This window comes from Streptomyces sp. NPDC045998, from assembly GCF_056430285.1.
Map to the genome: position 1 here is coordinate 240,801 of NZ_JBWKLJ010000009.1, position 26,016 is coordinate 266,816.

23 protein-coding genes are annotated in these 26,016 nt (G+C 73.7%); 9 read left to right on the plus strand and 14 right to left on the minus strand.

Features of this window, described 5'->3' with window-relative positions; genetic code table 11:
* Positions 1-31: 31 nt before the first annotated feature.
* The 4 genes from AC07FJ_RS26145 to AC07FJ_RS26160 all read right to left on the minus strand — a co-directional run bounded on the left by AC07FJ_RS26145 (position 32) and on the right by AC07FJ_RS26160 (position 4,218).
* Positions 32-1,138, minus strand: a complete 1,107-nt coding sequence (locus tag AC07FJ_RS26145) for an N-acetylglucosamine kinase (RefSeq protein WP_479051734.1) — start codon at positions 1,136-1,138, stop codon at positions 32-34.
* A 16-nt stretch (positions 1,139-1,154) separates the two neighbouring features.
* Complete coding sequence (locus AC07FJ_RS26150) at positions 1,155-1,832, minus strand: uracil-DNA glycosylase (RefSeq protein WP_479051735.1); 678 nt, start codon at positions 1,830-1,832, stop codon at positions 1,155-1,157.
* Between the two features lie 68 nt (positions 1,833-1,900).
* The gene (locus AC07FJ_RS26155; RefSeq protein WP_479051736.1) at positions 1,901-2,986 is read right to left on the minus strand and encodes a WD40/YVTN/BNR-like repeat-containing protein; all 1,086 of its coding nucleotides are present in this window, start codon (positions 2,984-2,986) and stop codon (positions 1,901-1,903) included.
* Between the two features lie 149 nt (positions 2,987-3,135).
* Positions 3,136-4,218 carry an NADH:flavin oxidoreductase/NADH oxidase gene (locus AC07FJ_RS26160; protein ID WP_479051737.1) on the minus strand — a complete coding sequence of 361 codons (1,083 nt, stop codon included), beginning with the start codon at positions 4,216-4,218 and terminating at the stop codon, positions 3,136-3,138.
* A gap of 288 nt (positions 4,219-4,506) precedes the next feature.
* Between AC07FJ_RS26160 and AC07FJ_RS26165 the strand changes: the two genes are divergently transcribed.
* From AC07FJ_RS26165 to AC07FJ_RS26185, 5 genes are all read left to right on the plus strand, one after another.
* Positions 4,507-4,806 carry an ArsR/SmtB family transcription factor gene (locus AC07FJ_RS26165; RefSeq protein WP_361420789.1) on the plus strand — a complete coding sequence of 100 codons (300 nt, stop codon included), beginning with the start codon at positions 4,507-4,509 and terminating at the stop codon, positions 4,804-4,806.
* A 63-nt stretch (positions 4,807-4,869) separates the two neighbouring features.
* Entirely contained in the window at positions 4,870-5,610 is a 741-nt protein-coding gene (cseB, locus tag AC07FJ_RS26170; RefSeq protein ID WP_479051738.1) for a two-component system response regulator CseB, read from the plus strand.
* Positions 5,611-5,617: 7 nt separating this feature from the next.
* Positions 5,618-6,955 carry a sensor histidine kinase gene (locus tag AC07FJ_RS26175; RefSeq protein ID WP_479051739.1) on the plus strand — a complete coding sequence of 446 codons (1,338 nt, stop codon included), beginning with the start codon at positions 5,618-5,620 and terminating at the stop codon, positions 6,953-6,955.
* Positions 6,956-7,103: 148 nt separating this feature from the next.
* A complete protein-coding gene (locus AC07FJ_RS26180) occupies positions 7,104-7,859 on the plus strand; it encodes an ABC transporter ATP-binding protein (RefSeq protein ID WP_479051740.1) in 756 nt (251 codons plus the stop codon).
* A gap of 22 nt (positions 7,860-7,881) precedes the next feature.
* A complete protein-coding gene (locus AC07FJ_RS26185; RefSeq protein ID WP_479051741.1) occupies positions 7,882-10,458 on the plus strand; it encodes an ABC transporter permease in 2,577 nt (858 codons plus the stop codon).
* 6 nt (positions 10,459-10,464) lie between these two features.
* Here AC07FJ_RS26185 and AC07FJ_RS26190 read toward each other — a convergent pair whose 3' ends face one another.
* The 3 genes from AC07FJ_RS26190 to AC07FJ_RS26200 all read right to left on the minus strand — a co-directional run bounded on the left by AC07FJ_RS26190 (position 10,465) and on the right by AC07FJ_RS26200 (position 13,543).
* Positions 10,465-10,956, minus strand: a complete 492-nt coding sequence (locus AC07FJ_RS26190) for an MSMEG_6728 family protein (protein WP_479051742.1) — start codon at positions 10,954-10,956, stop codon at positions 10,465-10,467.
* A 420-nt stretch (positions 10,957-11,376) separates the two neighbouring features.
* Complete coding sequence (locus AC07FJ_RS26195; protein WP_479051743.1) at positions 11,377-12,732, minus strand: FAD-dependent oxidoreductase; 1,356 nt, start codon at positions 12,730-12,732, stop codon at positions 11,377-11,379.
* A 127-nt stretch (positions 12,733-12,859) separates the two neighbouring features.
* Positions 12,860-13,543, minus strand: coding sequence for a DUF305 domain-containing protein (locus AC07FJ_RS26200; protein WP_479051744.1), 684 nt, complete (start codon positions 13,541-13,543; stop codon positions 12,860-12,862).
* A 188-nt stretch (positions 13,544-13,731) separates the two neighbouring features.
* Here AC07FJ_RS26200 and AC07FJ_RS26205 point away from each other — a divergent pair, with 188 nt between their 5' ends.
* Positions 13,732-15,279, plus strand: coding sequence for an LVIVD repeat-containing protein (locus AC07FJ_RS26205; RefSeq protein WP_479051745.1), 1,548 nt, complete (start codon positions 13,732-13,734; stop codon positions 15,277-15,279).
* On the opposite strand, the gene AC07FJ_RS26210 is transcribed toward AC07FJ_RS26205, so the two are convergent.
* The 3 genes from AC07FJ_RS26210 to AC07FJ_RS26220 all read right to left on the minus strand — a co-directional run bounded on the left by AC07FJ_RS26210 (position 15,267) and on the right by AC07FJ_RS26220 (position 17,432).
* Positions 15,267-15,911, minus strand: a complete 645-nt coding sequence (locus AC07FJ_RS26210) for a TetR/AcrR family transcriptional regulator (protein WP_479051746.1) — start codon at positions 15,909-15,911, stop codon at positions 15,267-15,269. The genes AC07FJ_RS26205 and AC07FJ_RS26210 overlap by 13 nt on opposite strands.
* Before the next feature lie 132 nt (positions 15,912-16,043).
* Positions 16,044-16,736: an HAD family hydrolase gene (locus AC07FJ_RS26215; RefSeq protein WP_479051747.1), complete on the minus strand. Its 693-nt coding sequence runs from the start codon at positions 16,734-16,736 to the stop codon at positions 16,044-16,046.
* A gap of 18 nt (positions 16,737-16,754) precedes the next feature.
* Complete coding sequence (locus tag AC07FJ_RS26220) at positions 16,755-17,432, minus strand: phosphatase PAP2 family protein (RefSeq protein WP_479051748.1); 678 nt, start codon at positions 17,430-17,432, stop codon at positions 16,755-16,757.
* A gap of 164 nt (positions 17,433-17,596) precedes the next feature.
* Between AC07FJ_RS26220 and AC07FJ_RS26225 the strand changes: the two genes are divergently transcribed.
* Positions 17,597-18,358, plus strand: coding sequence for a nucleotidyltransferase domain-containing protein (locus AC07FJ_RS26225; protein ID WP_479051749.1), 762 nt, complete (start codon positions 17,597-17,599; stop codon positions 18,356-18,358).
* Between the two features lie 90 nt (positions 18,359-18,448).
* Here AC07FJ_RS26225 and AC07FJ_RS26230 read toward each other — a convergent pair whose 3' ends face one another.
* Both AC07FJ_RS26230 and AC07FJ_RS26235 read right to left on the minus strand, forming a co-directional pair.
* Positions 18,449-19,384, minus strand: a complete 936-nt coding sequence (locus AC07FJ_RS26230; protein ID WP_479051750.1) for a M56 family metallopeptidase — start codon at positions 19,382-19,384, stop codon at positions 18,449-18,451.
* Between the two features lie 81 nt (positions 19,385-19,465).
* The gene (locus tag AC07FJ_RS26235) at positions 19,466-20,038 is read right to left on the minus strand and encodes a DUF5134 domain-containing protein (protein WP_479051751.1); all 573 of its coding nucleotides are present in this window, start codon (positions 20,036-20,038) and stop codon (positions 19,466-19,468) included.
* Positions 20,039-20,190: 152 nt separating this feature from the next.
* On the opposite strand from AC07FJ_RS26235, the gene AC07FJ_RS26240 reads away from it, so the two are divergent.
* Positions 20,191-20,808: a GNAT family N-acetyltransferase gene (locus AC07FJ_RS26240; protein WP_479051752.1), complete on the plus strand. Its 618-nt coding sequence runs from the start codon at positions 20,191-20,193 to the stop codon at positions 20,806-20,808.
* On the opposite strand, the gene AC07FJ_RS26245 is transcribed toward AC07FJ_RS26240, so the two are convergent.
* Positions 20,805-23,390, minus strand: coding sequence for an ATP-dependent Clp protease ATP-binding subunit (locus tag AC07FJ_RS26245; protein WP_479051753.1), 2,586 nt, complete (start codon positions 23,388-23,390; stop codon positions 20,805-20,807). The genes AC07FJ_RS26240 and AC07FJ_RS26245 overlap by 4 nt on opposite strands.
* A 122-nt stretch (positions 23,391-23,512) precedes the next feature.
* Positions 23,513-24,196, minus strand: a complete 684-nt coding sequence (locus AC07FJ_RS26250) for a glycerophosphodiester phosphodiesterase (protein WP_479051754.1) — start codon at positions 24,194-24,196, stop codon at positions 23,513-23,515.
* Between the two features lie 412 nt (positions 24,197-24,608).
* Here AC07FJ_RS26250 and AC07FJ_RS26255 point away from each other — a divergent pair, with 412 nt between their 5' ends.
* Positions 24,609-26,006: a DUF6421 family protein gene (locus AC07FJ_RS26255; protein WP_479051755.1), complete on the plus strand. Its 1,398-nt coding sequence runs from the start codon at positions 24,609-24,611 to the stop codon at positions 26,004-26,006.
* Positions 26,007-26,016 lie beyond the last annotated feature (10 nt).

Genomic DNA, 26,016 nt, shown 5'->3' on the forward strand with positions numbered 1-26,016 from the left:
GCCCTCTGTCCGGCTATGCCCGAACAGTCGGCTACCAGCCGGTTGTCTCGAGCATGCCCGGCTCCCGGGGCAGCCGCAGCGTGTCCGTGGCGAGCGCCGCCGCGACGCTCAGCGCACCGGCGAGCGGATCGCCGTCGGCGGAGACGGTTCGCGCGTACGGCAGTTGCTCCGCCAACTCGGCGCGCAGGGGGACGAGCAGGGCGTCGCCCATCGCGAACAGCCCGCCGGTCAGCGCCACTTCGGCCGGACCGGCAGAGTCGGCCCCTTCGGCCCCTTCGGCCCCTTCGGCCACGCCGGCCGCGTCGGCGCGGCCGGCGCCGGGCGGGCAGACCGCGGCAGCGGCTTCCGCGATGTGCCGGGCGGCCCCGGCGAGGATGCCGGACGCCACCGGGTCGCCCTCCGCGCCGCACCGCGCCACTTCGGGCGCGAAGGAGGCCAGCACCGCCGGCCGGTCACCGCGCGGGTAGAGCCGGCCCGGCAGGCCCTTGGGGTCGCCGAACACCGCCTCGACGCGCGCCAGGAGCGTGGCCGAGCCGCCACGCCGCCCGTCGTACGCGCGCAGGGCGGCCTCCAGCCCGGCGCGGCCGATCCAGGCGCCGCTGCCGCAGTCGCCCAGCAGATGGCCCCAGCCGTCCGCGCGGCGCCAGGCCGACAGGTCCGTGCCGAGCGCGATCATGCCGGTGCCGGCCGCGACCACGGCGCCCGGCCGCTGCCCGAGCGCCCCGGCGTACGCGGTGACGGCGTCCGCCGCCAGCGCGAGGCGGTCCACGCCGAGCGAACCGCGCAGCGCGGCGGGGAGCTTGGCGCGCAGGTCGTCCCCGAGGGTCGCCATCCCGGCGGCTCCGACGGCGACGGCGGTGATGGCGGCCGGGCGCACGGCGACACCGGCCCGGGCCAGCAGCTCTTCGGCGGCGGGCACCAGCCGCTCCAGCAGGTGCCCGGCGTCGATGCCCCGCTCCCCGGTCCGTACCGGCTCCGCGAACGCCACGCTGTCGACGTCTACGGCGTCGTCGGCGGCGCGCACACGACCGGTGTCCCGACCGGTGTCCCGACCGGTGCCCCCGGAGACGGCCCCGAGGGCGACCCGCAGCCCCGACCCGCCGGAGTCGACGCCCAGCACCCACACGCGGTCGCTCATGCGACGCCGCGCCGCGTCACGGCAGGCGCCACTCGACCGGCTGGGCGCCCTGCTGGAGCAGGAGCTCGTTCGTACGGCTGAACGGGCGCGAGCCGAAAAAGCCGCGGTCGGCCGACATCGGCGACGGATGCGCCGACTCGATCGCGGGGAGGCGGCCGAGCAGCGGGCGCAGATTGCGGGCGTCACGTCCCCACAGCACGGACACCAGCGGCTTGCCGCGTGCGGCGAGCGCCCTGATGGCCTGCTCGGTCACCTCCTCCCAGCCCTTGCCGCGGTGCGCGCCCGGCTTGCGGGGCGCCGTCGTCAGCGACCTGTTGAGCAGCAGCACGCCCTGCCGGGTCCACGGCGTCAGATCACCGTTGGAGGGCCGGGGCAGCCCGAGGTCGGTGTGCATCTCCCGGAAGATGTTCTCCAGGCTGCCGGGCAACGGCCGTACCTCCGGAGCGACCGAGAAGCTCAGCCCCACCGCGTGTCCCGGTGTGGGGTACGGATCCTGGCCGACGATCAGGACCCGCACCTCGTCGAACGGCTGCTGGAACACCCGCAGGACGTTCGCCCCCGCCGGGAGGTAGGTGCGTCCCGCGGCGATCTCCGCGCGGAGGAAGTCGCCCATCGCGGCGATGCGTTCGGCCACCGGCGCGAGGGCCTGCGCCCACCCCGGCTCGACGATTTCATTCAACGGTCGTGCTGCCACGGCCGTCACTCTACTGGCGCAGCGAACCCCCTCTCACCCGGCGCCCGAGACGTGGACCCCACGCGGTCTCAGCCGATGACCGCGGCCCGCACGCACAGCACGTCCGGCAGGTGGGAGGCGAGGAGCTGCCAGCTGTCGCCGTCGTCCGCGCTCGCGTACAGCTCGCCGTTGCGATTGCCGAAGTACACGCCCGCCGGGTCGGCGTCGTCCACGCACATCGCGTCCCGCAGCACCGTGCCGTAGTGGTCGCCCTCGGGCAGGCCCGCCGACAGCGGCTCCCAGGTCCCGCCCGCGTCGCTCGTGCGGTAGACCCGGCAGCGGTGGTCCGCCGGGACCCGGTCCGCGTCGGCGGCGATGGGGAACACGTACGCCACGCCCGCCCGGTGGGGGTGGGCCACCATGGCGAAGCCGAAGTCGGAGGGCAGGCCCGCGCCGATGTCGGTCCACTTGGCGCCGCCGTCGTCGCTGCGGTACACCCCCCAGTGGTTCTGGAGGTACAGCCGGTCCGGGTCGGCCGCGTCCTGCGCGATCTTGTGCACGCACTGCCCGAACTCCGGGTGCGGGTCGGGCAGGAAGACCGCCGAGACGCCGTCGTTCGACGGCGACCAGGTCGCGCCGCCGTCCCGGGTGCGGAACACACCGGCGGTCGACACCGCGACCGTCACGGCGTCCGGGTCCCGCGGGTCCGTGACGACGGTGTGGACGGCCTCCCCGCCACCGCCCGGAACCCACCGCGACCGGGTCGGGTGCTCCCACAGCGGGCGCACCAGCTCGAAGGTCTCGCCCTCGTCCGTGGAGCGGAAGAGCGCGGCGGGCTCCGTGCCCGCGTAGACCACGCCGGGCGCGGCCGGCCCCGCCGGGTGCAGCTGCCACACCCGCTCCAGCGAAGCGCCGGTGTCCTTGGGGAACTTGACCGCGGGCTGCCGCGGTTCGGTCCACGTCTCGCCCAGGTCGTCGGAGTGGAACACCGACGGTCCCCAGTGCGCGCTGTCCCCGCCCGCCAGCAGGCGCGGTGTGCTCCGGCGCGTGTCGATCCCGATCGAGTACACGGCCTGCGCGTTGAAGTGCGGGCCGCCGAACTCCCATCGGCCGTCTCGCCTGCGGCCGATGAAGAGTCCCTTGCGTGTGCCTACGGTGAGCAGTACGTCGGTCATGGCCGACACCTCCAGGACGCCGTTGTCGCGGATACGGGCCAGTGTGCACCCACCCACTGACAGTGACCCCTCCCGGCGGTGTTAGCGCAGGTCAACGGGGGTGTCCGACCGGTTGGTCCCGGTGTCGCGCCCCGGTGCCGGCCCCGGCGTCAGACCGACCGGTGGTACTGGTCGGGCACGTGCGCCTCGCCGCCCAGCTCGCGCGCCGCGTGCCGGGCCCACGACGGGTTGCGCAGCAGCTCACGGCCGAGCAGTACCGCGTCCGCCTCGCCGTTGGCGACGATCTTCTCGGCCTGCGCGGCCTCGGTGATCAGGCCCACCGCGGCGACCGGCAGCGCAGTCTCCGCCTTCACCCGCGCCGCGAACGGCACCTGGTAGCCCGGGCCGACCGGGATGCGGACGTGCGGCGCGTTGCCGCCGGTCGACACGTCGAGCAGGTCCACGCCGTGCTCCTTGAGCAGCGCGGCGAACCGTACGGTGTCGTCGGCCGTCCACCCCGCCCGCTCCTCCAGCCAGTCGGTGGCCGAGATCCGGAAGAACAGCGGCAGCTCCTCGGGCCACACCTCGCGTACCGCGTCGACGACCTCCAGGGCGAAGCGGGTGCGGTTCTCGAAGGAGCCGCCGTACGCGTCGGTGCGGTGGTTGCTGTGCGGCGAGAGGAATTCGCCGATCAGGTACCCGTGCGCGCCGTGGATCTCGACGACCTCGAAGCCCGCGTCGAGCGCGCGCCGCGCGGCGGCCGCGAACTGCCCGGCGATGTCACGGATCTGCTCCGGCGTCAGCTCCTCCGGTACGGGGTGGCCCTCGTCGAAGGGCAGCGGGCTCGGGGCGACCGGCCGCCAGCCGTGCGCGTCGGCGCCGACCGGGGCGCCGCCCTTCCAGGGGCGCTCGGTGGAGGCCTTTCGCCCGGCATGGGCGATCTGGATGCCCGGGACCGTGCCCTGGCCCTTGAGGAAGCCGGTGATCCGGCGCAGCGCCTCGGTCTGGGTGTCGTTCCAGAGGCCCAGGTCGTACGGGCTGATCCGGCCCTCCGGGGAGACCGCGGTGGCCTCCAACAGGATCAGGCCGGTCCCGCCGGCGGCGCGGGCCGCGTAGTGCGCGAAGTGCCAATCACCCGCGACGCCCGCGTTCGGGCCGACGGCCTCGGCGCTGTACTGGCACATGGGCGCCATCCAGACGCGGTTGGGGATGGTCAGCGATCGCAGGGTGCGGGGCTCGAACAGTGCGCTCACGGCGGACTCCAATGCGCGGCGGGGCCGGTCGGTACGCCTCGTACGATAACCGTCGTAGTACGCCACCTGTCAAACTACGAGGCCTCTCGTACAATGCAGGGACCCGAGGAACCTGGAGCCCCCGTGACCACCGTGCCTGCCGTGACCGCTGTGACCACCGGAAGCGCCGGCAGCTCCGGAGGAACCGGAACCGCCGGAACCGCCGGAACCGCCGGAGGCGGGGGCGCCGCAGGCTCCGGCACCGCAGGCTCCGGCGCGCGCGAACTCGCGCACCCCGCGCGCGACGAGATCCGCCTCGAAGCCGTGCTCCACGCCCTCGCCGACCCCATGAGGCTGCGCGTCGTACGGGAACTGGCCCTGGCGGAGTCCGAGGTGGCCTGCTCGCACATCGAGCTTCCGGTGACCAAGTCGACGACCACGCACCACTTCCGCGTCCTGCGCGAGAGCGGTGTCATCCGCCAGACCTACCGGGGCACGGCCAAGATGAACGGCCTGCGCCGTGACGACCTGGAGGCGCTCTTCCCCGGGCTGCTGGACGCGGTCCTCGCCGCCGCCGAGCGGCAGGCCGCCCGTCTCGACGGCTCCTGAGCGGTCGGCGCCGGCGCCTGCCGTATCGTTCCACCGACCCGTCCGAACAGGAGCCATCCGCCCGTGTCCTCCCCCGCCCCGGCCCGGACGTCCTCGCATCCCGTTCGCGTGCTGCTGGTGGAGGACGACGACCTGATGCGCCGGTCCTTCACCGTCGCCCTGGAGCGTTACGGCTACGAGATGAGGGCCGCCGCCGACGGCCTCACCGGTTTGGAGCTCTTCCGCGACGAGCCCTTCGACCTGCTGATCCTCGACGTGATGCTGCCCGGCCTCGACGGGATCGGCCTGTGCCGCAGGATCCGGGAGACCAGCCTGGTGCCCGTCCTGATGATGTCGGCCCGCGGCGACGGGCTCGACGTCGTCGCCGGTCTGGAGGCCGGAGCGGACGACTACGTGGTCAAGCCCGTGGACACGTACGTACTCGTCGCACGCATCCGCTCGCTCCTGCGGCGGGCGACCTACGCCCCCGCCTCCCCCGCCGCCGTCCCGGCGCCCGAGCGGACGCCCGGTGAGGAGCGCGAGGTGCTGGTCTTCGGGGACCTGACCATCGACACGGCCGGGATGGAGGTGTCCCTCTCCGGCAGTCCCGTGGCGCTGACACCGACCGAGTTGAAGCTGCTCCTCGCGTTCGCCGCCCACCCCGGCGTCGTACTGGAGCGGCACACCCTGCTGCGCGACGTGTGGGAGTACGGCTGGGACGGCGACAGCCGGGTCGTGGACCTGTGTGTGCAGCGGCTGCGCCGCAAGCTGGGCCGGGACCGGATCGAGACGGTCCGCGGCTTCGGCTACAAGTTCAGGCGCTGAGGCCGCCGTGCGTCCCTTCCGCCGGCCGAGGCCGGGCCGGGTCTCCCTCCGCCCGGCCCGCGCGTCCCTGCGCTGGAAGATCGCCGCGCTGGCCGCCGCCACGGCCTGCCTGGTCGTGGCGGCCGTGGGCGTGCTGGTGCACCTCTGGACCGCGCAGGACATCCGCTCCCGCGCCGAGGGACAGGCCCTCAACACGCTCTACTCGGCCATGGACGTGTACCGGCGTACCGGAACGCTCGCGGACGGCGCCGAGCTCGCCCCGGCCGAGCTGCCCGCCGCCCTGCGAGACCCGGCCGACGGCGACCGGCACACCGCCCACGACGGGCGCGTCGAGGGGAACCTGGGCCCGAGCGTCTGGGCCGCCCAGCGCACCAGTGGCCCCGGCAGCCCGGTGCTCGCCGTCCGCGTCAACATGAGCCCCGAGCTCCACACCCTGCGCCGCCTCGACATCACCATGACGGTGGCCTCGCTGGTGGCGCTCACCGCGGCCGCGCCGCTCGCCGTCTACGGGGCCGGGCTGCTCGCCCGCAGGCTGCGGCGGGTCGGCGAGACCGCGAGCCGGATCTCCGCCGGGGACCTCGACGCCCGGACCGGGCCCACCAAGGGCCGCGACGAGGTGGCGGAGATCGCCGCCACCGTCGACCGGATGGCCGACAGCCTCGCCCGACGGCTGCGTACCGAGCGGCAGTTCACCGCGGACGTGGCCCACGAGCTGCGTACCCCCGTCGGCGGTCTGCTGGCGGCGGCCGACCTGCTGCCGCCGGGCGAGACGGAGGACCTGCTCCGCGCCCGGGTGCGCGACCTGCGGGGCCTGGTCGAGGACCTGCTGGAGATCTCCCGCCTGGACGCCGGTGCCGAGCAGCCCGTACGCGCCCGGGTGCCGCTCGTCGCCGTCGTCTCCGAGGCCGTGGCCCGCACCGGCCTCGACACGGAGGTCACCGAAGTCACCGAGAGGACCGACGTCACCGGCACTGAGGTCACCGAGGGCACTGAGGTCACCCAGGGCACCGGCGAGGCCGGGACGACCGTGGAGACCGACCCGCGCCGCCTGGAGCGGATCGTCGGCAACCTGGTCACCAACGCCCACCGGCACGGCGCCGGCCCGGTACGGGTCACCGTCGAGGGCCGTACGGTCGTCGTACGCGACCACGGCCCCGGTTTCCCGCCGGACCTCTTGCTGCACGGCCCCCGCCGCTTCCACACGGGCGCGGTGGAACGCGGCTCCGGCCACGGCCTCGGCCTGACCATCGCCCTCGGACAGGCCCGGGTCCTCGGCGCCGACCTGCGTCTCGACAACGACCCGGACGGCGGCGCCGTCGCCACCTTGCGCCTGCCTGCGCACTGACGCCCTGCGCGACCACGCCGACCGGGCTCGTACAGAACCGATACGCAGCGGCGCGGCCCCCGATACACGCCGGTCCAGACCCCGATACATCAGCCGGACACCCTTCGACGTGCACCTTTCCACACCCGCACGCGAAGAGGAGGTCCCCGTGACCGCCGACCCCCTGGCGCTCCACCCGACGACCGGCATCGCCGCCGCCACCACCGACCTCACGAAGGTCTACGGCAGCGGCGACACCCGCGTCGTCGCCCTCGACCGGGTCAGCATCGCCTTCCGGGAAGGCGAGTTCACCGCCATCATGGGCCCCTCAGGCTGCGGCAAGTCCACCCTGCTGCACTGCGCCGCCGGACTCGACGCACCGAGCTCCGGCTCCGTGCGCGTCGGCACCACCGAACTGAGCACGCTCGACGACCGCCGGCTCACGCGGCTGCGCCGCGACCGGATCGGCTTCATCTTCCAGGCGTTCAACCTGCTGCCGACGCTGACCGCGCTGGAGAACATCACGCTCCCGCTCGCCCTCGCCGGGCGCCGCCCCGACCCGGAGTGGCTGGACCGCGTGGTCTCCATGGTCGGCCTCTCCCAGCGCCTCGGCCACCGGCCCGCCGAGCTCTCCGGCGGCCAGCAGCAGCGCGTCGCGGTCGCCCGCGCCCTGGCCTCCCGCCCCGCGATCGTCTTCGGCGACGAGCCCACCGGAAACCTCGACTCCCGCGCCGGGGCCGACGTCCTCGGCTTCCTGCGCGACTCGGTGCGCGAGCTCGGCCAGACGGTCGTCATGGTCACCCACGACCCCGTCGCGGCGGAGTACGCGGACCGCGTGGTGTTCCTCGCGGACGGCCGGATCGTGGACGAGACGTACGCCGCGCCCTCCCCCTCCCACCCCCGCGACCGCTCCCGCCAGGGCTGAGCGGAAAGGACCGACCAGAACCGTGTTCCGCACCGCCCTGCGCACCGTACGCGCCCACAAGGCCCGGCTGCTGATGACCGTGCTCGCCGTCATGCTCGGCGTCGCCTTCGTCTCGGGCACCCTCGTCTTCGCCGACACCACCGCCGCGGCCCACCGCGCCGCCGCCTCGAAGAGCTTCGCCGGCATCGCCGTCACCGTGACCGAGAAGCCGCCCCCGCCCGGCGCCCCCGCAGCCGGCCAGGGAGCCGGGGGCGTGCTCGACGACGCGCTCGTACGGCGACTGGCTGAGGTGCCCGGTGTCGCCGCCGTGCGGCCGTCGGCCGACGGTTCGGCGGTCCTGAACGCGGCGGACGGCACCCCGCTGCGAGCCGATCGGGCGTGGTCCCACCTGGCCGCCGCCTACGTACCCGACAAGGACGGCGAGGACAGCCGCCACCCGGTGGTGGAGGGCCGTGCCCCGGCCGACAGCGCTGAAGTGGCCGTGGACAGCGGCACCGCCGCCGCGGGCGGCTTCCGCCTGGGCGACATGATCACCCTGGCCACCGACGGCCCGGTCATGACCAAGCGCCTCGTCGGCATCGTCACCACCCGGGACACCCGGGTCACGGCCGGGGGCACCCTCGTCCTCTTCGACCGGGCTACCGCGCAGCGGCTGTTCGCGTCCCCGGGCCACTACACCGGCATCGACCTGTCCGCCGCGCCCGGCACCGCCCCGTCCGAGCTCGCCCGCCGGGTCACCGAGGTGCTCCCGGCCGACCGCGCCGAGGCCACTACCGGGGCCGCCCAGGCCGCCCAGCAGGCCCTCCTCGTCGACACGCTGACCCGGGGTTACGAGAAGGTGCCGCTGGTCTTCGCCGGGGTCGCGCTGTTCATCGGCTCGTTCCTCATCGTCAACACCTTCACCATGCTCGTGGCGCGGCGCACCCGTGAGATCGCGCTGCTGCGGGCCATCGGCGCCTCGCGCCGCCAGGTGTCCCGCTCCGTCCTCCTGGAGGCCCTGCTCGTCGGCCTCGTCGCCTCCGCGGGCGGCCTCCTGCTCGGGCTCGGCATCGCCGCCGTACTGCCCGACGTCCTGAGCACCGGCGCGCACGTGCTGCCGCGAGGCCCCCTGGTGGTCGGCCCGCGCTCGGTCGTGGCGGCGCTGGGGGTGGGCGTGGGTGTCACCGTGCTCGCCGCGTGGCTGCCGTCCCGCCGGGCGGCGAGGGTCGCGCCCGTCGAGGCGATGCGTACGGCCGCGCAGCCTCCCGCCCCCGCCCGGTCGCGGTCCCGGCTCCGCGGCGCGACGGGCCTCGCCCTCCTCGTCCTCGGCGCAGGTCTGCTGGTGTCGCTCACGCGGGCGGAGGACGCCTCGGAGGAGAACCTGCGGACGGCGATGTCCGGCTGCGCCCTCCTCCTCGCCGCCCTGATCGTCCTCGCTCCGCTGCTCGCCGCGCCCGTGATCCGGCTCATCGGACGCCTGACCGCCCGTTACGGGATCACCGGGCGGCTCGCCCGTGAGAACGCGCTGCGCGACCCGCGCCGCACCGCGGCCACCGCCGCCACCCTGATGATCAGTACGGCGCTGGTCAGCGGTCTGGCGGTCATCGGCCACTCCACCGGGCAGGCCCTCGACCGGCAGGCCGCGGCCGGGCTCGGCGCCGACTACGTGATCAGCACCCGCTCCACCACGACCGCGGTCGACCCGGCGGCCGTACGGCGGGTGGCCGACACCGCCGGCGTACGGACCGCGAGCGCCGTCACGGACTCCACCCTCTTCACCGGCGGCGGAGTCCGGGAAATCTCCGGTGTCGACCCCCGCACCGTGGACGCCGTCATGAAGCTCGACTTCGTCAGCGGCTCCGCCGAGGACCTCGGGCCCGGCCGGATCGCCCTCTCCCGCACCCTCGCGACGGACCTCGGCCTGACCACGGGCGGCAGGCTGGACGCCCGCGTCGGCCGGCACCAGGAGCCGGAGCCGTACACCGTCGTGGGCGTCTACCAGGACAACCCCATCGCCCGCCACGCGCTCGGCGACCGTACGGAGGTGGCCGAGAACGCCTTCCTCCCCGGCTCGGTCCAGCGGATCCTCGTCCGCACCGACGACGGCGCGGACCCGGAGACCGTGGAGCGGCGGCTGCGCGCCGCCGTGGGCAACAGCCCCCTGCTGAAGGTGCAGGGCCGGGGACAACTCGTCGCCGAGGCCGCCGGCACCCTGGGCGACCTGCTGAAGGTGATGTACGGGATGCTCGCCATCGGCGTCGTGATCGGCGCGCTCGGCATCGTCAACACCCTGGCCATGTCGGTCGCGGAGCGCACCCGCGAGATCGGGGCGCTGCGCGCGCTCGGCATGGACCGCGCCGGCGTCCGGCGGATGATCCGTCTGGAGGCGGTGGGCGTCGCCGCGTTCGGCACCCTCCTCGGCATGGCGGGCGGCCTGTTCGGCGCCTGGTCGGTCGGCTCGCTCGCCAACGGCGCGATGGAGCACTACGCGCTGGCGCCGCCCTGGGGCACGCTGCTCCTCATCGGCCTGCTGTCCCTCGTCATCGGCGCGGCCGCGGCCACCGTCCCGGCCCGCCGGGCGGCCGCGCTGAGCCCGCTGGAGGCCGTCGCCGGGCACTGACCCCGGCTACGGCTCGCGGACGGCCTCCGGGTCCCGGTCGGACGCCGGCCAGACGTACGGGAGGTCGTCCGCGATCCCGGGGAAGTGGCCGCGGTAGAAGTCGGGGTCCTTGCGCAGCAGCGCCGACTGGTGGCTGCGGTGGAAGGCGGGGTCACCGAGCCACGGGGGCAGCTCCCCGGCCGCGGCGAGCGCGCCCTGCGGCCGGGGTCCGTCCTCTCCCGGCCGCCGCCAGGCGCGGAAGTCGCGCATCAGCGTGGCGGCGCAGGTGTCGGAGCGCCCGGTGGCCGTCCAGACGCGGCAGACGTCCAGGCCGTAGCGGACGAGCGCCTCCTCGTAGCCGGTCCACATGCGGACCGCGGGATGCCTGCGCCACCCGTACCCGGGCACGGTCAGCCCGCGGAACACCTGGAGCGCCTCCACCCGCTGCTTGCCCAGCCGGCGCGGATCCAGGGCCTCCGCCGAACGGGTGAAACCGGGGTACGGCAGGAACGTCTGCATGCGGTGTCCCTACCCGGACACCGCCCGGGACCCCACCCGGACGCCGCCGCTGGGGCTACGCGGGCACGGCCCGGGACCCCACCCGGACGCTGTCACGAGGGCTACGCGGGCGCGGCCCCGGGCCTCGCCCGGATGCCGCCGCTGGGGCTACGCGGGCATGGTCCCGGCCCCAACCCGGACGCCGCCACGAGGGCTACGCGGGCACGGTCCCAGGCGCCGCCCGGATGCCGCCGCTGGGGCTCCGTGGATACCGCCCCAGCCTTGCCCGGGTGCCGCCGCGGGGCCAACCGGTGCACGGCCCCGGCCCGCCCTAATGCCGACGCGAGGACTACCCGGGCACCGTCCCGGAACCCGCCGAGAGGGCCGGGCGGATACCGTCCCAGACCCCCCGCCAGCGATACCCGGGCGCCGCCCCGCGGGCTACGCGGGCACGCCGGCGGCTCCCAGCAGACCCGCCCAGTCGGCGATCTTGACCGTCGAGCGCCCCAGGGTGTGGCCCAGTGCCGCCTCCGCCTGCTCGATGGAGAGCCATCCCGGCCACTCCACGGGCCGCAGCCCCCAGCTTCGCAGCGCGGCGAGCGGGTCGTCCGCCACCGGGCGCCGCAGCAGCAGCGCCGCGTCGTCCAGCAGCGAGGTGGCCGTCTCCTTGGCGCAGGGCCGGTTGGTGCCGATCACACCCGTCGGGCCCCGCTTGATCCACCCCGCGACGTACTCGCCGGGCGACGGTGCGCCGTCCCGCAGCACCCGCCCCGCCGCGTGCGGCACCGTGCCGCGCGCGGCGTCGAACGGCAGCCCCTCCAGCGGTACCCCGCGGTAGCCGACCGCCCGCAGCACCAGCTGGGCCTCGACGTCCTCGTACGCGCCGGTCCCGCGCACCCCGCCCGTGCCGTCCGGCACGGTCCGCTCGAAGCGCACCCCGGCCGCCCGGCCGCCGCGCTCCAGCACCTCCACCGGCCGCAGGAAGAACCGCATCCGGATGACCCGCTCCCGGGGCTCCGGAGCCGTGCTCTCCGCCCAGGCGCGTACCACCTCCACATTGCGCCGGTTCACCGCCGGCAGGCCCGCCGGGTCCGCGTACGCCGGGTCGAGCGCCAGGTCCGCCGGGTCCACCTCCACCCGGGCCTGCGGCATCGCGCCCAGCTCGCGCAGCTCCTTGGTGGTGAACTTGGCCTGCGAGGGCCCGCGCCGGCCCACCATGTGCACGGTGCGCACCTGGCTCGCCGCCAGCGCGCCCAGCGCCGCCTGCGGCACGTCGGTGGGGTGCAGCTCCTCCGGGCCGCGGGCGAGGATCCGCGCCACGTCCACCGCGACGTTCCCGACGCCGATCACCACCGCCGAGCGGGCGGCGAGCGCGATGCCGAAGCCGTTCCCGGCGGCGTCCGGGTGGGCGCTGTACCAGGAGACGAAGTCCGTGGCCGAGTAGCTGCCCGGCAGGTCCTCGCCCGGCACGCCCAGTGTGCGGTCGCGCGCCGCGCCGACGCAGTACACGACCGCGTGGTACAGCTCCAGCAGCCGCCGGGGGGCCACGCCCCGGGCGCCGACCTCGACGTTGCCGACGAATCCGATCCGCTCGTGCTCCAGCACCGTGCGCAGGTTGTTCTGCAGCGACTTGATCTTCTCGTGGTCCGGTGCCACCCCGTACCGTACGAGCCCGTACGGACAGGGGAGCCGGTCCAGGACGTGGACGCGGACGTCCGGCACGCGGGTCTGTTCCACCAGCGACTGGGCGGTGTAGACCCCGCTCGGCCCGGACCCGACGACGGCGATTCGCAGCACGGCCGCGCTCCTTCCCGGAGGGATTTCCAGCATCGCACCGCCGCGCCCGTCGCGGGAGATGCCGGAGCCGTGCGGGGCGGGAGCCGTACGGGCCGGCCAAGCCCGGCCGGTCCCGGGCTTGCCCGGCCTACAGGGAGCGCATCCGGTTGATCTCGGCGGTCTGCTGCGCGATCACGTCGTTCGCCATCTCCTCGACCTGGACGTTGTTGCCCTGGGACAGCACCTCCGTGGCCATGGTGATCGCGCCTTGGTGATGGGTGATCATCAGCTTCAGGAACAGCTCGTCGAAGGCCGTGCCGCGCGCCGCGCGCAGCTGGGCCAGCTGCGCCTCGGTGGCCATCCCGGGCATGGAACCGTGGTCGTGGCCGCTGTGGGGTGCGGGGCCCGCGTTGCTCTCCAGCCACCCCTGCATCGCGTCGATCTCCGGCTGCTGCGCCGCGGCGATCCGCGCCGCCACCCTCCTCACCCGCTCCGACGCGGCCTGCTTCGGCGCGAGGGCGGCCATGGTCAGCGCCTGGCCGTGGTGGGCGATCATCATGCGGGTGTACGTGACGTCCGCCGTGTTCGGCCTGTCGTCGGGGCGCTCCTTGGCGGCCTGCTCGGGGGACAGGGTCCTGGCCGGCTCGCCGGGCTTTCCGGGCGCCACCACCACGCCGCCCCCGCCACCGTCGCCGCCCGCCCTGGCCCGCGCTCCGTCGTCGGACCGCCCCGGCGACGCCGACTCGCAGGCGCCCAGGGCCAGTACGGCGGCGAGGGCCGCCACGGCGACGGCGGAGCCGCGGACACGCGCGGCACTGATGCGGTGCGACATGGCGAACCTCCAGGGACACGTGGGCCGGCCGGTGGTCATCCTGCCCCGGGGCGGCCCCTTCGCGCGCCCCCCGGTCGAAAACTTTCCTCAACGACCGCGTAGGTGCTCTGTTGAGATGTGCATGCAAAGCAACATACTGCCGGGGTCCGCAACCCGTTCAACTCCGAACGGATCCAAGGGAGGACGCAGTGACCTCGTTGCGCACCACTCACGCGCGGCGGCGCAGACGTCTCGCCGTGGCCACCGCCGCGGCCGGACTGTTCGCCACCCTGCTGACGGCCGGCCCCGCGGCCGCCACACCCGACCCCGGGGACGTGCCGGCCACCCCGGAGAGCGTCTCCGCGCAGGCGGAAGCGGAAGTCCGGGCGGCCATCCGCAGCGGTGAGATACCCGGCGTGGACCAGGTGGTCCACAGCGCGAACATCACCCACGTCGCCAACGTCCCGCACGACGCCTTCACCGGTATCAACTCCGACCTCGCCTTCCAGGGGAAGTACGCCTTCTCCGGCAACTACGACGGCTTCCGCGTCTTCGACATCAGCAACCCCAAGGCACCGGTCACCGTCGCCCAGGTCCTCTGCCCGGGCGCCCAGAACGACGTCTCGGTCTCCGGCGACCTGCTCTTCCTCTCCACCGACTCCTCGCGCAGCGACAGCTCCTGCAGCAGCACCTCGCAGCCCGCGACCGAGAAGTCGTCCTGGGAGGGCATGAAGATCTTCGACATCAGCGACGTCCGCAACCCCAAGTACGTCGCAGCCGTCGAAACCGCCTGCGGCTCGCACACCCACACGCTGGTGCCCGAGCGCCGCAACGTCTACGTCTACGTCTCCTCGTACGCGCCCAGCGCCGCCTTCCCCGACTGCCAACCGCCGCACGACGGCATCTCGATCATCAAGGTGCCGCGCAAGGCGCCCGAGAAGGCGGCGGTGGTGAACTTCCCGGTGCTCTTCCCGGGTGAGGGCCCCGACGGCGGCGGCAACCCCGGCGGGCCCACCAACCCGGGCGTCTCCAAGACCACCGGCTGCCACGACATCACGGTGCTGCCCTCCAAGGACCTCGCCGCCGGCGCCTGCATGGGCGACGGCATCCTGATGAACATCGAGGACCCGGAGAACCCGAAGATCATCGACCGCGTCCAGGACAACGTCAACTTCGCCTTCTGGCACTCGGCGACCTTCAACCAGAAGGCGAACAAGGTCGTCTTCACCGACGAACTCGGCGGCGGCGTCGGCGCCACCTGCAACGAACGCACCGGCCCGAACCGCGGCGCCGACGGCATCTACGACATCGTCGGCAAGGGCGACCAGCGCAAGCTCGTCTTCCGCAGCTACTTCAAGATCGACCGGTACCAGGCGGACACCGAGAACTGCGTCGCCCACAACGGCTCGCTCATCCCGGTCAAGGGCAGGGACATCATGGTCCAGGCCTGGTACCAGGGCGGGCTCTCCGTCTGGGACTTCACCGATTCGGCCAAGCCCAGGGAGATCGCCTACTTCGAGCGGGGCCCGCTCACCACCGACAAGCTGACCACCGGCGGCTCCTGGTCGGCGTACTACTACAACGGCCACATCTACTCGAACGACGAGCGCAAGGGCTTCGACGTCCTGCGGCTCGACGACCGGCGCACGGACCCGGCGAAGCGGGTGCGCATGCACGAGCTCAACGTGCAGACGCAGCCGGACTACTTCGACGACTTCGACGACGACAACGACGACGACGGCGATTACGACGACTGACCGACCGTCTCGCCCCGCGTTCCGCCGGACGGCGCCCCGTCGTCCGGCGGAACGCCGAGCTCCCAGTCCAGCCCGTACCGCTGGAACAGCTCCGCGCGCAGCCGCGCCCGGGGCATCGGCGCGCCCGGCAGCAGCACCGCGAAAACCGCGCCCATCAGCAGCGCCCGCAGCAGCGGGTAGTCCGCGTCGACGTCACGCACTCCGTAGCGGGCCACCGTGTCCCGCAGCAGGGCCGCCAGCCGCTGCTGCTCGGGGCACTGCACGAACCCCTCGGCCTGGAGGATCCCCGCCATGTGCGTGCGCATCAGGAGCGGCCGCTGCACCGCCAGGTCCAGGATCGCGTCGATGGCGCGTGCCAGCCGCTCCCGCCCGTCGTCGGTGCGCGGCTCCCGCTCCAGTGCCGCTTCCAGGGTCAGGTGCATCAGCCGGTGCACCGCGGACTGCAGGAGCTGGCGCTTGCCGGGGAAGTAGTACGAGACCAGACCGCGCGCCGAGCCCGCCCGGTCCGCGATGTCCGCGAGCGTGGTCGCCTCGTAGCCCCGTTCGCCGACCAGCTCCACCGTCGCCTGCAGCAGCCGCTCCCGGGAACGCCGCCGCAGTTCTTCATTGACCGATGCGCTCCGCGGGGACATGCTTTAACTCCTGCGTTGACTGGCTCTCAGCCAATATACTCAGGGCACCCTCGCGCGACGCCCCTGTGGTCGTCCGGCGGGGGCTGGTGTCATGCGGACCGGGCGACGCGGGGGATCGTCCGGTCCCATGGCCTACAGCAGCTCCAGCACCGTGCGCAGCGCCGCCGGCCGCTCACGCGCCGGCAGGTGGTCCACGAAGTGCACCGCGCAGCCGACTCTCGCCGCGCCGCCGTCCGCATAGCGGTCGTCGCCCACCATCAGCGCCTGCCGCGGCTCCCTCCCCAGCGCCTCGCACGCCGTCCGGAACAGCCGCCCGTCCGGCTTCTGGACCCCGTGTTCGTACGAGAGGGCGTACGCGTCCACGAACCGGTCCAGCCCGTGCGCGCGGAACACCGGGCGCGGGTCCCACCCGATGTTGCTGACCACGGCGACGCCCACCCCCCGCTCGCGCAGCGCGGCGAGCACCTCGCGCGCGTCCGGGTACGGCTCCCAGGCCTCCGGGGTCATGTGGCGGTCGTACAGCGCGTCGTACAGCACCGGGTCGGGCAGCTCCACCTGGCGCGCCAGAGCCGTGTAGAGCGTGCGGTGGTGGTCCGCCGTGATGTCGCGGGTCGCCCACCGCTCCGCCAGGTGCTCCGGGACGCGGCGCGGGGCGCTGCCGCCCGGCAGGGCCCCGGCGGCCTCCAGCTCCGCGGCCCAGCGGGCGACGGCGTCGGGCGGGGCGGCGATCCCGGAGGCGTCCAGGACGGCGCGCAGCCAGCGTTCGGCCGGTTCGATGCGGAACAGGGTTCCGGAGAAGTCGAAGAGGACGCACGTGATCGTCATGCCGGTATCCCTGCCCGCTCAGCGCCGGCGCGACGACACCGTCCGTTCGTAAGCCAGGACGGCGACGGCCACCACACAGGCGCCGAGGAGCCAGCCGCCCAGGACGTCCGTCGCCCAGTGCACACCGAGGTACACCCGGGTCAGGCCGACGCCCGCCACCGACACGGCGCCGGCCACCGCGACCCCGCGCCACGCGCGCGTGCCGGGCCCCCGCCCGTACCGCGCCAGCAGCCACAGCAGCAGCCCGAAGGTGAGGGCGGCGGTCATGGCGTGCCCGGACGGGAAGGCCGCGAAGTGCGCGGTGTCCACGGGGTCGCGCCACTGCGGGCGGTCCCGGCCCACCACCGTCTTGAGCGTCTGCTGGAGGGCGGCCCCGAACAGGCTCACCGCCCCCGTCCACACCGCGAGGAGCCGCTCCCGGGCCCACCAGAGCCACACCACGGCCAAGGCCGTCACGGCACGCATGGTCCACGGGTCCCAGACCCAGTCGCTCAGCACCCGGTTGACGCGCGTGAGCACCGGGCTCCGTACGGCCGAGTCGTGCAGCCCGTCCGCCACCGCCCGGTCGAAGGCGACCAGCGGCCCCCATTCGACCGCCACCAGCACCAGCAGCACCCCCGCGAGGGCGCCGGATCCCAGCGCGGCGGCGCAGGCGGAGGGGGTGCGGGTGGGCGGGGGGAGTGTGGGGGAGCGCATACCGTGATCCTCCCCGACGACGGGGCCCGCTAACAGGCACTCCGCTTGCGAGGCTCGCGGGGGGTAGGGGCGCGCAGGGGCAGAGCGGAGGCTCCCACGCGACGGGAAAGTTCCAGCTCCGGCTCCGGGTTCCTTTCCTCGACCCTGTGAGCCAGGCTTCTCCCATGGGGGACCAGATCACCGAGCAGCTCATCGAGCGCTTCGTCAGTGCGCTCCGGTCAGTCGTGCCGCCGATCTCCGTCTGGGCGCACGGGTCACTCGCTGGAGGCGATTACCAGCCGGGCCGCAGCGACCTCGACCTGATCGCGGTCGTAAGCCGACCGTGCACGGCAGCGCAGGAACGGCGACTGGAAGAGCTGCACCAGAACCTGGGCAGGGACATCACGCTTGCGTCGAAGCTGCACTGCAGCTATCCCGCGGTCACGGAGCTGGCTGATGCCACGCACCGCCACCTCACGTGGGCGCACGAGGAGCTGATGCGCCGACCGGTCACTCCGGTGACCAGACGTGAACTGCACGACTTCGGGCTGGTCCTGCACGGCCGGCCGCCCGCAGGCATCCTGCCGCCGGTGACCGACGGGCAGCTCGCTGATTTCATCGTCAAGGATCTGGAGAGCTTCTGGTTGCCGGCCCTCTCTCACCCGGAGCGGTGGATGCGCGACATCTGGATCGACCTCGGCCTGCTGACCTTGGCCAGGGCGGCAACGACGCTGCGGGACGGCAAGCTGATCACCAAGGCCGACGCTCTCGGGGTGCTCACCGACATGGGCGCCCCCGCCGACGTCGTGGAGGACATCAGGCGGCGTCGCTATGGTGTGCCCGCTCCTGCGACAGAGCAGTGGATCGCCCGTCGGGCCGAACTGACGCTCACCTTCCTCAGGTCCCACATCAGGGAGGTCATCCTGAACAAGGACCTACGCGAGTGACGGGCCTGGCCCGGTGAGACCAGGTCAGGACGCTGACCCGGTCGTACCGTGTCCCGAGGCGACCGGGGCCGCGGTGCTCGGCGAACCGGCCTACCCCAGCGCCCGCAGCGCCGGGACGAACGCCACCAGCACCGGTACCGCGGGGACCAGCGCGGCGGCCGCCGTCAGACGCAGGCGGCGGGCGGCCGTGAGGCGCGGGGCGGCCGCCAGCAGGCGGTTCACCCGCTGCGGCAGCTGGGCGTCCGGGGCGGGGCCCGGGCCGAACACGCCCCGGTGCTCGTTCAGTTCCACCAGCGCCAGCGCGATCGTCAGCCGCCCGTACCGCCGCGACGCCACGTCGTCGGCCGCCAGCTCCACCAGCCGGTGCATCTCGTCGCGGAACGCCGCGAACACCGGCACCTGGGGGAAGCCCGTCGCCAGCGCCGCCGAGCAGTGCAGCAGCCAGTCGTGCCGGGCGCGCGCGTGGCCCTGCTCATGGGCGAGCACCGCGTCCAGTTGACGCCCCTTCAGGCGGCGCAGGGCGGCCGTGGTGACGACGAGCCGCGGCTCGGCCCCCGGGAGCCACCAGGCGTCCGGGCGGCTGCCCTCCAGCGGCACCAGGGGGTCCTCGTACCCCTTCTCGCCCGGCAACAGCGGCGCCCGTACGAGGAGTTCGGCGCGACGGCGGCGGCGCCGCGCCCGGGCCCGGCGTATCTCGCGCGTGAGCATGGCCGCGCTCCACAGCCCGCCGCAGGCCAGCAGCACCGCGAGCACGGCGGACCACGGGCCGTTCTCGGCCAGGGCGTACGCCTCCACCACGCCCCGCGGCGCGGGCGCGAAGACGTGCCCGCGCACCGCGTGCCAGGCGGCCGCCGCGCTGAAGGTCATCGACAGCGCGAAGCTCACCAGCACCGAGGCCACCACGCACTGCCACACCCACAGCGCCACCACCGGCTCGCGTTCCGCCCAGTCGGCTCGGGCCAGCAGCCGCGGGGACGCGCATGCGGTCAGAACGCCGAGTGTGAGCAGCGCGAGGGAGACCACCATGGGCCTCACCTTAAGAGCGCGCCCTACCCCTCGGTACGGTCTCGCGCCCCAAGTGACGCACGCCACGGTTTCGCAGAGACGTCAGAGCGACAGCAGCATCGCCAGCATCGCCAGCCCCATGGACACCCGGCAGGCGAGCACCATTCCGGGCGTGGCCCCCGCCGGTTCCCCCCGTCCCGCCACCCCGAGCGACACCGCACCTGCTCCCGGAACGGCCATCGGGACCAGTCGGTTCCCGGCCCGCAGCACGTAGACGGCGTAGTACGCCAGCAGCGCGCCCGTCAGCAGCGGCACCCCGGAGCCGCCCGCGACGCCGTGCCCCGCGTGCGCCCCGCCGCCTCCGCCGGACATCGCCACCGCCATGTACACCATGGCCAGCGACCCGACGAGGTGGTGCAGGTGACCGGTCCCGCGCCGGGCCGCCCACCACAGCGCGTGCAGCGCGGCGGCCCCGAACACCGCGGCGTACACGGCCCAGGCCCCCGGCGCGGAGAAGGGCACCGCCATCGCCGCCATCCCGAAGCCCATCAGCGCCTCGCCCGCCGCCGCCGAACGCTCGGCACCGCCGCAGCGCCTCATCCGCGCCAGGCAGTACGCGCCGGTCACCGCGCACAGCGCCACCAGCAGCCAGCCGGACATCGCGGGTCCGTGCACGGCGTACCTCCCCGTTCGACGAGACGGCTCGGGGGAGGATGCCCGCCCCGCCGCGGGCGCATACGGGCGCAGAGTCGTACGAGGGGAGCGCGCGAGGCGCGGCACCCGGCCGGGTTACCCTCGCACGCGGAACACCCGTACCGAGGAGGGTCATGGACACCGCACCGCCGCAGGACGCCCTGGAGCTGACCTACCGCGACGCCGTCGAGGCCGACGTCCCCGCGCTCGTCGAGCTGGTGCAGTCCGCCTACCGCGGTGACAGCAGCCGCGCGGGCTGGACCACCGAGGCCGACTACCTCCAGGGGCAGCGGACCGACCCCGAGGGCGTACGCGAGATCATCAGCGCGCCCGGCTCCCGTCTCCTGGCCTTCGAGCGCGACGGCGCGATCATCGCCTGCTGCCAGCTCGAACACCGCGGTGACGCCGCGTACTTCGGCATGTTCGCCGTCCGCCCCGGCCTCCAGGGCGGCGGCCTCGGCCGGCGGATCCTCGCCGAGGCGGAGCGCCTGGCCGTCGCCGAGTGGGGCGCGCGCGAGATGCACATGACGGTGATCTCGATCCGCGAGGAGCTGATCGCCTGGTACGAGCGGCGCGGCTACCGCCGTACGGGGAAGACGAGCCCCTTCCCGTACGACGACCAGCGCTTCGGCGTGCCCCAGCGCGACGACCTGGAGTTCGAGCTGCTGGTGAAGGAGCTCGTGGGCAAGGAGCTCGTGGGCAAGGAGCTCGTGGGCAAGGACCTCCAGGCCGCGGCGGAGCGGGAGGCCTAGGAGGGGCCCGGCTCGGGCGGCTCCTCGGTGCGGAACGTCAGCCGCCCGTCGTCGACGCCGACCCGCACCTGTGCGCCCGCCGGGAGGCGGCCGTCCAGCAGCAGCCGGGACAGCTCGTTGTCCACCTCGCGCTGGATCGTGCGGCGCAGCGGGCGCGCGCCGTACTCGGGCTGGTGGCCGCGGCGGGCGATCCAGTCGACCGCCTCCGGCTCGAACTCCAGCGTGACGTCCTGGGCGCGCAGCCGCCGCCGCGTCTCCTCCAGCAGCAGGTCGGTGATCCGCCGCAGCTGGTCCTCGTCGAGCCGCCGGAAGAGGACGATCTCGTCGATGCGGTTGAGGAACTCGGGGCGGAAGTGCTCGCGCAGCGGCCGCAGGGCCCGTTCGCGCATCGCCTCGTCCGCCGCCTCGGTGTCCGCCGCGCCGAAGCCCAGCTGGCCGCGGCCGGTGCCGATGGCCTCCGAGCCGAGGTTGCTGGTCATCACGATGACCGTGTTCTTGAAGTCGACGGTGCGGCCCTGCGAGTCGGTCAGCCGCCCGTCGTCCAGAACCTGCAGCAGGATGTTGAAGACGTCCGGGTGGGCCTTCTCCACCTCGTCCAGCAGCAGCAGCGAGTACGGGTGGCGGCGCACCGCCTCCGTCAGCTGGCCGGCCTCCTCGTGCCCGACGTACCCGGGGGGCGCGCCGACCAGGCGGCTGACCGTGTGGCGCTCCTGGAACTCGCTCATGTCCAGGCGCACCATCCGGTCCTCACTGCCGAACAGCGCGTCCGCCAGCGCCCGCGCGAGCTCGGTCTTGCCCACGCCGGTCGGGCCCAGGAAGAGGAAGCTGCCGATCGGGCGGCTCGGGTCGGCGAGGCCCGCCCGCGAGCGCAGGACCGCCTGCGAGACGGCGGTGACCGCCTCGTCCTGGCCGATGACCCGCTTGCGCAGATGGTCCTCCAGGCCGAGGAGCCGTTCCTTCTCCTCCTGGGTCAGGCTGCTCACCGGGATGCCCGTCTGCCGGCTGACCACCTCGGCGACGTCCTCGGCGGTGACCTCCAGGACCCGGCCGTCACCCGCCGCCGGTTCGCCGCGCCCCGCCTTGATCCGTTCCTCGATGTCCTGGACCCGGTCGCGCAGCTCGGTGGCCTTCTCGTACTGCTCCGCCGCCACCGCCTGGTCCTTGTCCCGCAGCAGCTGCTCGCGCTGGCGCTCCAGGACCCGGATGTCCGCGTCGCCCGAGTTGGCGCGCAGCCGCACGCGCGCGCCCGCCTGGTCGATGAGGTCGATCGCCTTGTCCGGCAGGAACCGCTCGGTGATGTACCGGTCGGACAGCTCGACGGCCGCGAGCAGCGCCTCGGGCGCGTACCGCACCTGGTGGTGGGCCTCGTACCGGTCCTGGAGCCCGCGCAGGATCTCCAGCGCGTCCTCGGGGCTCGGCTCCGGGACCAGGATGGGCTGGAAGCGCCGGGCGAGCGCCGCGTCCTTCTCGATGTAGCGGCGGTACTCCTCCATCGTCGTGGCCCCGATGACGTGCAGCTCGCCGCGGGCGAGGGCGGGCTTGAGCATGTTGCCCGCGTCCATGGAGCCGCTCTCCGAACCGCCGCTGCCGCCGCCCGCGCCGACGACCGTGTGCAGCTCGTCGATGAAGACGACGAGGTCGTCCGTGTGGGAGCGGATCTCGTCGATGATCGCGTTCATCCGCTCCTCGAAGTCGCCGCGGTAGCGGGTCCCGGCCACGACGCCCGACAGGTCCAGTGCCACCACCCTGCGGTCGCGCAGGGTGTGCGGTACGTCCCCCTCGACGATGCGCTGCGCCAGCCCCTCGACGATGGCCGTCTTGCCGACGCCCGCGTCCCCGATCAGGACGGGGTTGTTCTTGCCGCGCCGGGAGAGCACCTCGACGGTCTGCTCGATCTCCAGCTCGCGGCCGATGACCGGGTCGATCCGGCCCTCCTTGGCCATGTCGGTGAGGTCGCGGCCGTACTTGTCGAGGTTCGGGGTGCTGCGCTGCGGCAGCGGCCGGTGGTCCACGCCGGAGTCCGACCAGCCGCCGGGCGGTACGCGCGGCGCGCCGGACGCGCCCGGTACGGACCCGGGGTCGAACCGCGCCTGCGTCAGGATGCGGCCCGCCGCCGAGTCGGGGTTGGCGGCGAGCGCCGCCAGCACGTGCTCGGGGCCGATGTAGGAGGCACCGGTGTGCCGGGCCAGGTCGTGGGCGTCGAGCAGCGCGCGCTTGACCGCCGGGGTGACGGCGATCCGCGACTGCGGCGGTCCCTCACCGGCCGTCCGGTCGATCTCCGCGACCAGCGCGTCGGGGTCGGCGCCCGCGCGGGCGATCAGGTCGCGGGTCGGCTCGGTGGTCAGCGCGGCCCGCAGCAGGTGCTCGGTCTCCAGGTCCGGACTGCCGTGCTCGGCCGCGTACGAGGCGGCGTCGCCGACCATCCGGCGGGCCGGCTCGCTCATGAGCCGGCCGATGTCGATGTACCGGGGCCCGGACCGGCCCGATCCGGATGATGACGTTCCACCGCCGAAGAAACGGGCCAGGAACTCGCTGAAGGCGTCGGGGCCGAAGCCTTCCGGGCCCATGAAGCCGCTGCTCATATGTGTCCGTTCCGTCCGTTCCGGTGTCCTGGGATGGCTGGGACACCTCGCGGGTTCCCGAGCGCATTTCGGTTACACCTGTGACGAACGGGACCAGGCGGCTGCGCGGACGCGGTGGGCGCTCAGGCGGTGAAGCGGCTCGTGCGGCGGATCTCCGGGTGGTCGGTGGTCACCCCGTCCAGCTCCAGCGCCCGCGCCAGCCGCAGGTGCTGCTGCGTGTTGACCACCCAGCCGATGATCCGCAGCCCCGCCTCCCGCGCCCGCTCGGTGGTCTCCAGGGTCAGCCGCCGGATGTTCAGCGCCAGCGTGGCGGCGCCCACGGCGTGCGCCCGCTCCACGATGTCCGCCTCCCAGCGGCTGGCGATGAGCACGGTCCGTACACCGGGCACCAGCCGGGTGATCTCGGCGACCGCCTCGTCGTGGAAGGACGACACCTCGACCCGGCCCGTCAGGTCGCGCCGGTGCATCACCTCGGCGAGCGCGCGGGCCGCCGCGAGGTCCTTGATCTCCGCCTGGAGCGGCGCGTCCACCGCGTCCAGGACCTCCTCGAAGACGGGGATCCGCTCGCCCAGCCCCGCGTCGAGGGCCCGCAGCTCGTCGAGGGTCTTGTCGGCGATGGGGCCGGTGCCGTCGGTCGTCCGGCCGACGTCGGCGTCGTGCATGACGACGAGCGCCCCGTCCTTGCTCAGATGGAGGTCCAGCTCGATGGCGTCCATGCCGACGCGCTCGGCGCGGCGGAAGGAGCGGAGGGTGTTCTCCGGTTCGACACCCATGACTCCGCGATGACCGATGGTGAGGAAACTCAAGGTCTTCTCGCTTCCTTCGAGGGGCCGGGGGCGCGGTCCGGCTACCGGTCCAGGACCACGCGGCACGGTCGCAGCAGCCTAACGGCGCCCTCCTGATGCGGAACCGGTCGCGCGGGGGCGGAATGGAGTAGGCCGCTTCCCCTCCCGTGCGCCCCCGGCGCACCCGCCCTCACTCGTCCGTGGGCGTGCCGTTCCGGCCGCCACGAACGCGTGGAGGCGGTCATGGCCGGAACCATGCCCGGGGACGTACCCCCGTCCGGCGCGTGAAGCCGCCGCCCGAACCCCCTCTGACAGGAAAAACAGCGGCGACCACGGGGGGTCGGCAGGATAATTTATTCTTGAGCCCCTTGTGGCGAAGAACCGCCCATGGATACGGTGCCTTAACGCGAGGTTCTCCCGTGGAGGAAGAGTGATGACGGAAATTCTTGTGCAGGACGCTGTCGGCGTGGCTGAATCGACCGACCCCAGGGTGATCGACCACCCGGCATGGACCGCGCTCAAGAATGCCGTGGAAGAGATCCGCACCTGGCAGTCCGCGGACGGCTCCATAGACCTCGACGCCGAGGGCGCCCCCGCCCGCGCCACGGTCGACGCCGCGCTCGACCGCGTCGCCACCGCCGTGGAGCAGCTGTCGCCGCTGCTGCCGCACGACGCCGCGTACCACCGCGCCGCCGTCGCCGACCTGCGCACGTGGGCCGCGGGCGGTTACGCCGTGCCCGACTTCCTGGACTCGCTCCTCGCGTTCCAGCCCGCCGCCCAGCGCGTCGACGGCCTGCAGCACCTCGTGGTCTTCCCGATGTACACGCAGAACGGCAACCCGGACCGCAACCTCGAAGCCGTCGTGCTGCGCATGGTCTGGCCGGAGTGGCTCGCCGAGCTGGAGGCCACCCGCTACGACAACCCGCTCTTCTGCGGCATCACCTTCGAGGACTTCACCTCCGGGTACGACACGCACTCGGCCGTCCTCTTCCCGGAGACCATCGCCGTCCGCGAGGCCCCCGAGCGCTTCAGCTGGGGCGGCATCTTCTGCGACCGCGAGGCCGCCCGCTTCCGCCGCGTCACCGAGGCGGCCGTGGACATCCTCGGCATCGACCTGCCCGACGACATCCGCGAGATGCTGGGCGACCAGGAGCGGTGCGAGAAGGCGTTCGTGCTCTGGGACATGGTCCACGACCGCACCCACAGCCACGGCGACCTGCCGTTCGACCCCTTCATGATCAAGCAGCGCCAGCCGTTCTGGATGTACGGCCTGGAGGAGCTGCGCTGCGACCTCACCGCCTTCAAGGAGGCCGTGAAGCTGGACGCCGAGGGCAACGCGCACGGTCGCGACGTGCAGTACGCCGTGCTGTTCGACCGGATGTTCCGCTTCCCGGTCTCCGGTGACCGCAACCGCAACTACGACGGCCTCGGCGGCCAGCTGCTCTTCGCGTACCTCCACAAGCACGACGTGCTGCGCTGGACCGACAACACCCTGAAGATCGACTGGGAGCGGGCCCCGCAGGTCACCAACGCGCTGTGCGCGGAGATCGAGAAGCTCTACCGCGACGGCATCGACCGCCCCAAGCTCGTCCACTGGTTCGCGGCGTACGACCTCGTCTCCACCTACCTCGCCCCGCACCCGGGCTCCCGCTGGGCCAAGGGCCCCGACGCCCTCGACCTGAGCCTGCCGCCGCGGAAACTGGTGGACGACGTGCTTCCGGACGAGTTTCCGCTCAGCATGTTCTATGAGGCCCTCGCCAAGAAGCTCAAGAGCGTGATCGCCTCCACCAAGGGGATCACCGCGCAGAGCGCCGAGCAGGTCGCCGCGTGAGCTCTCGTAC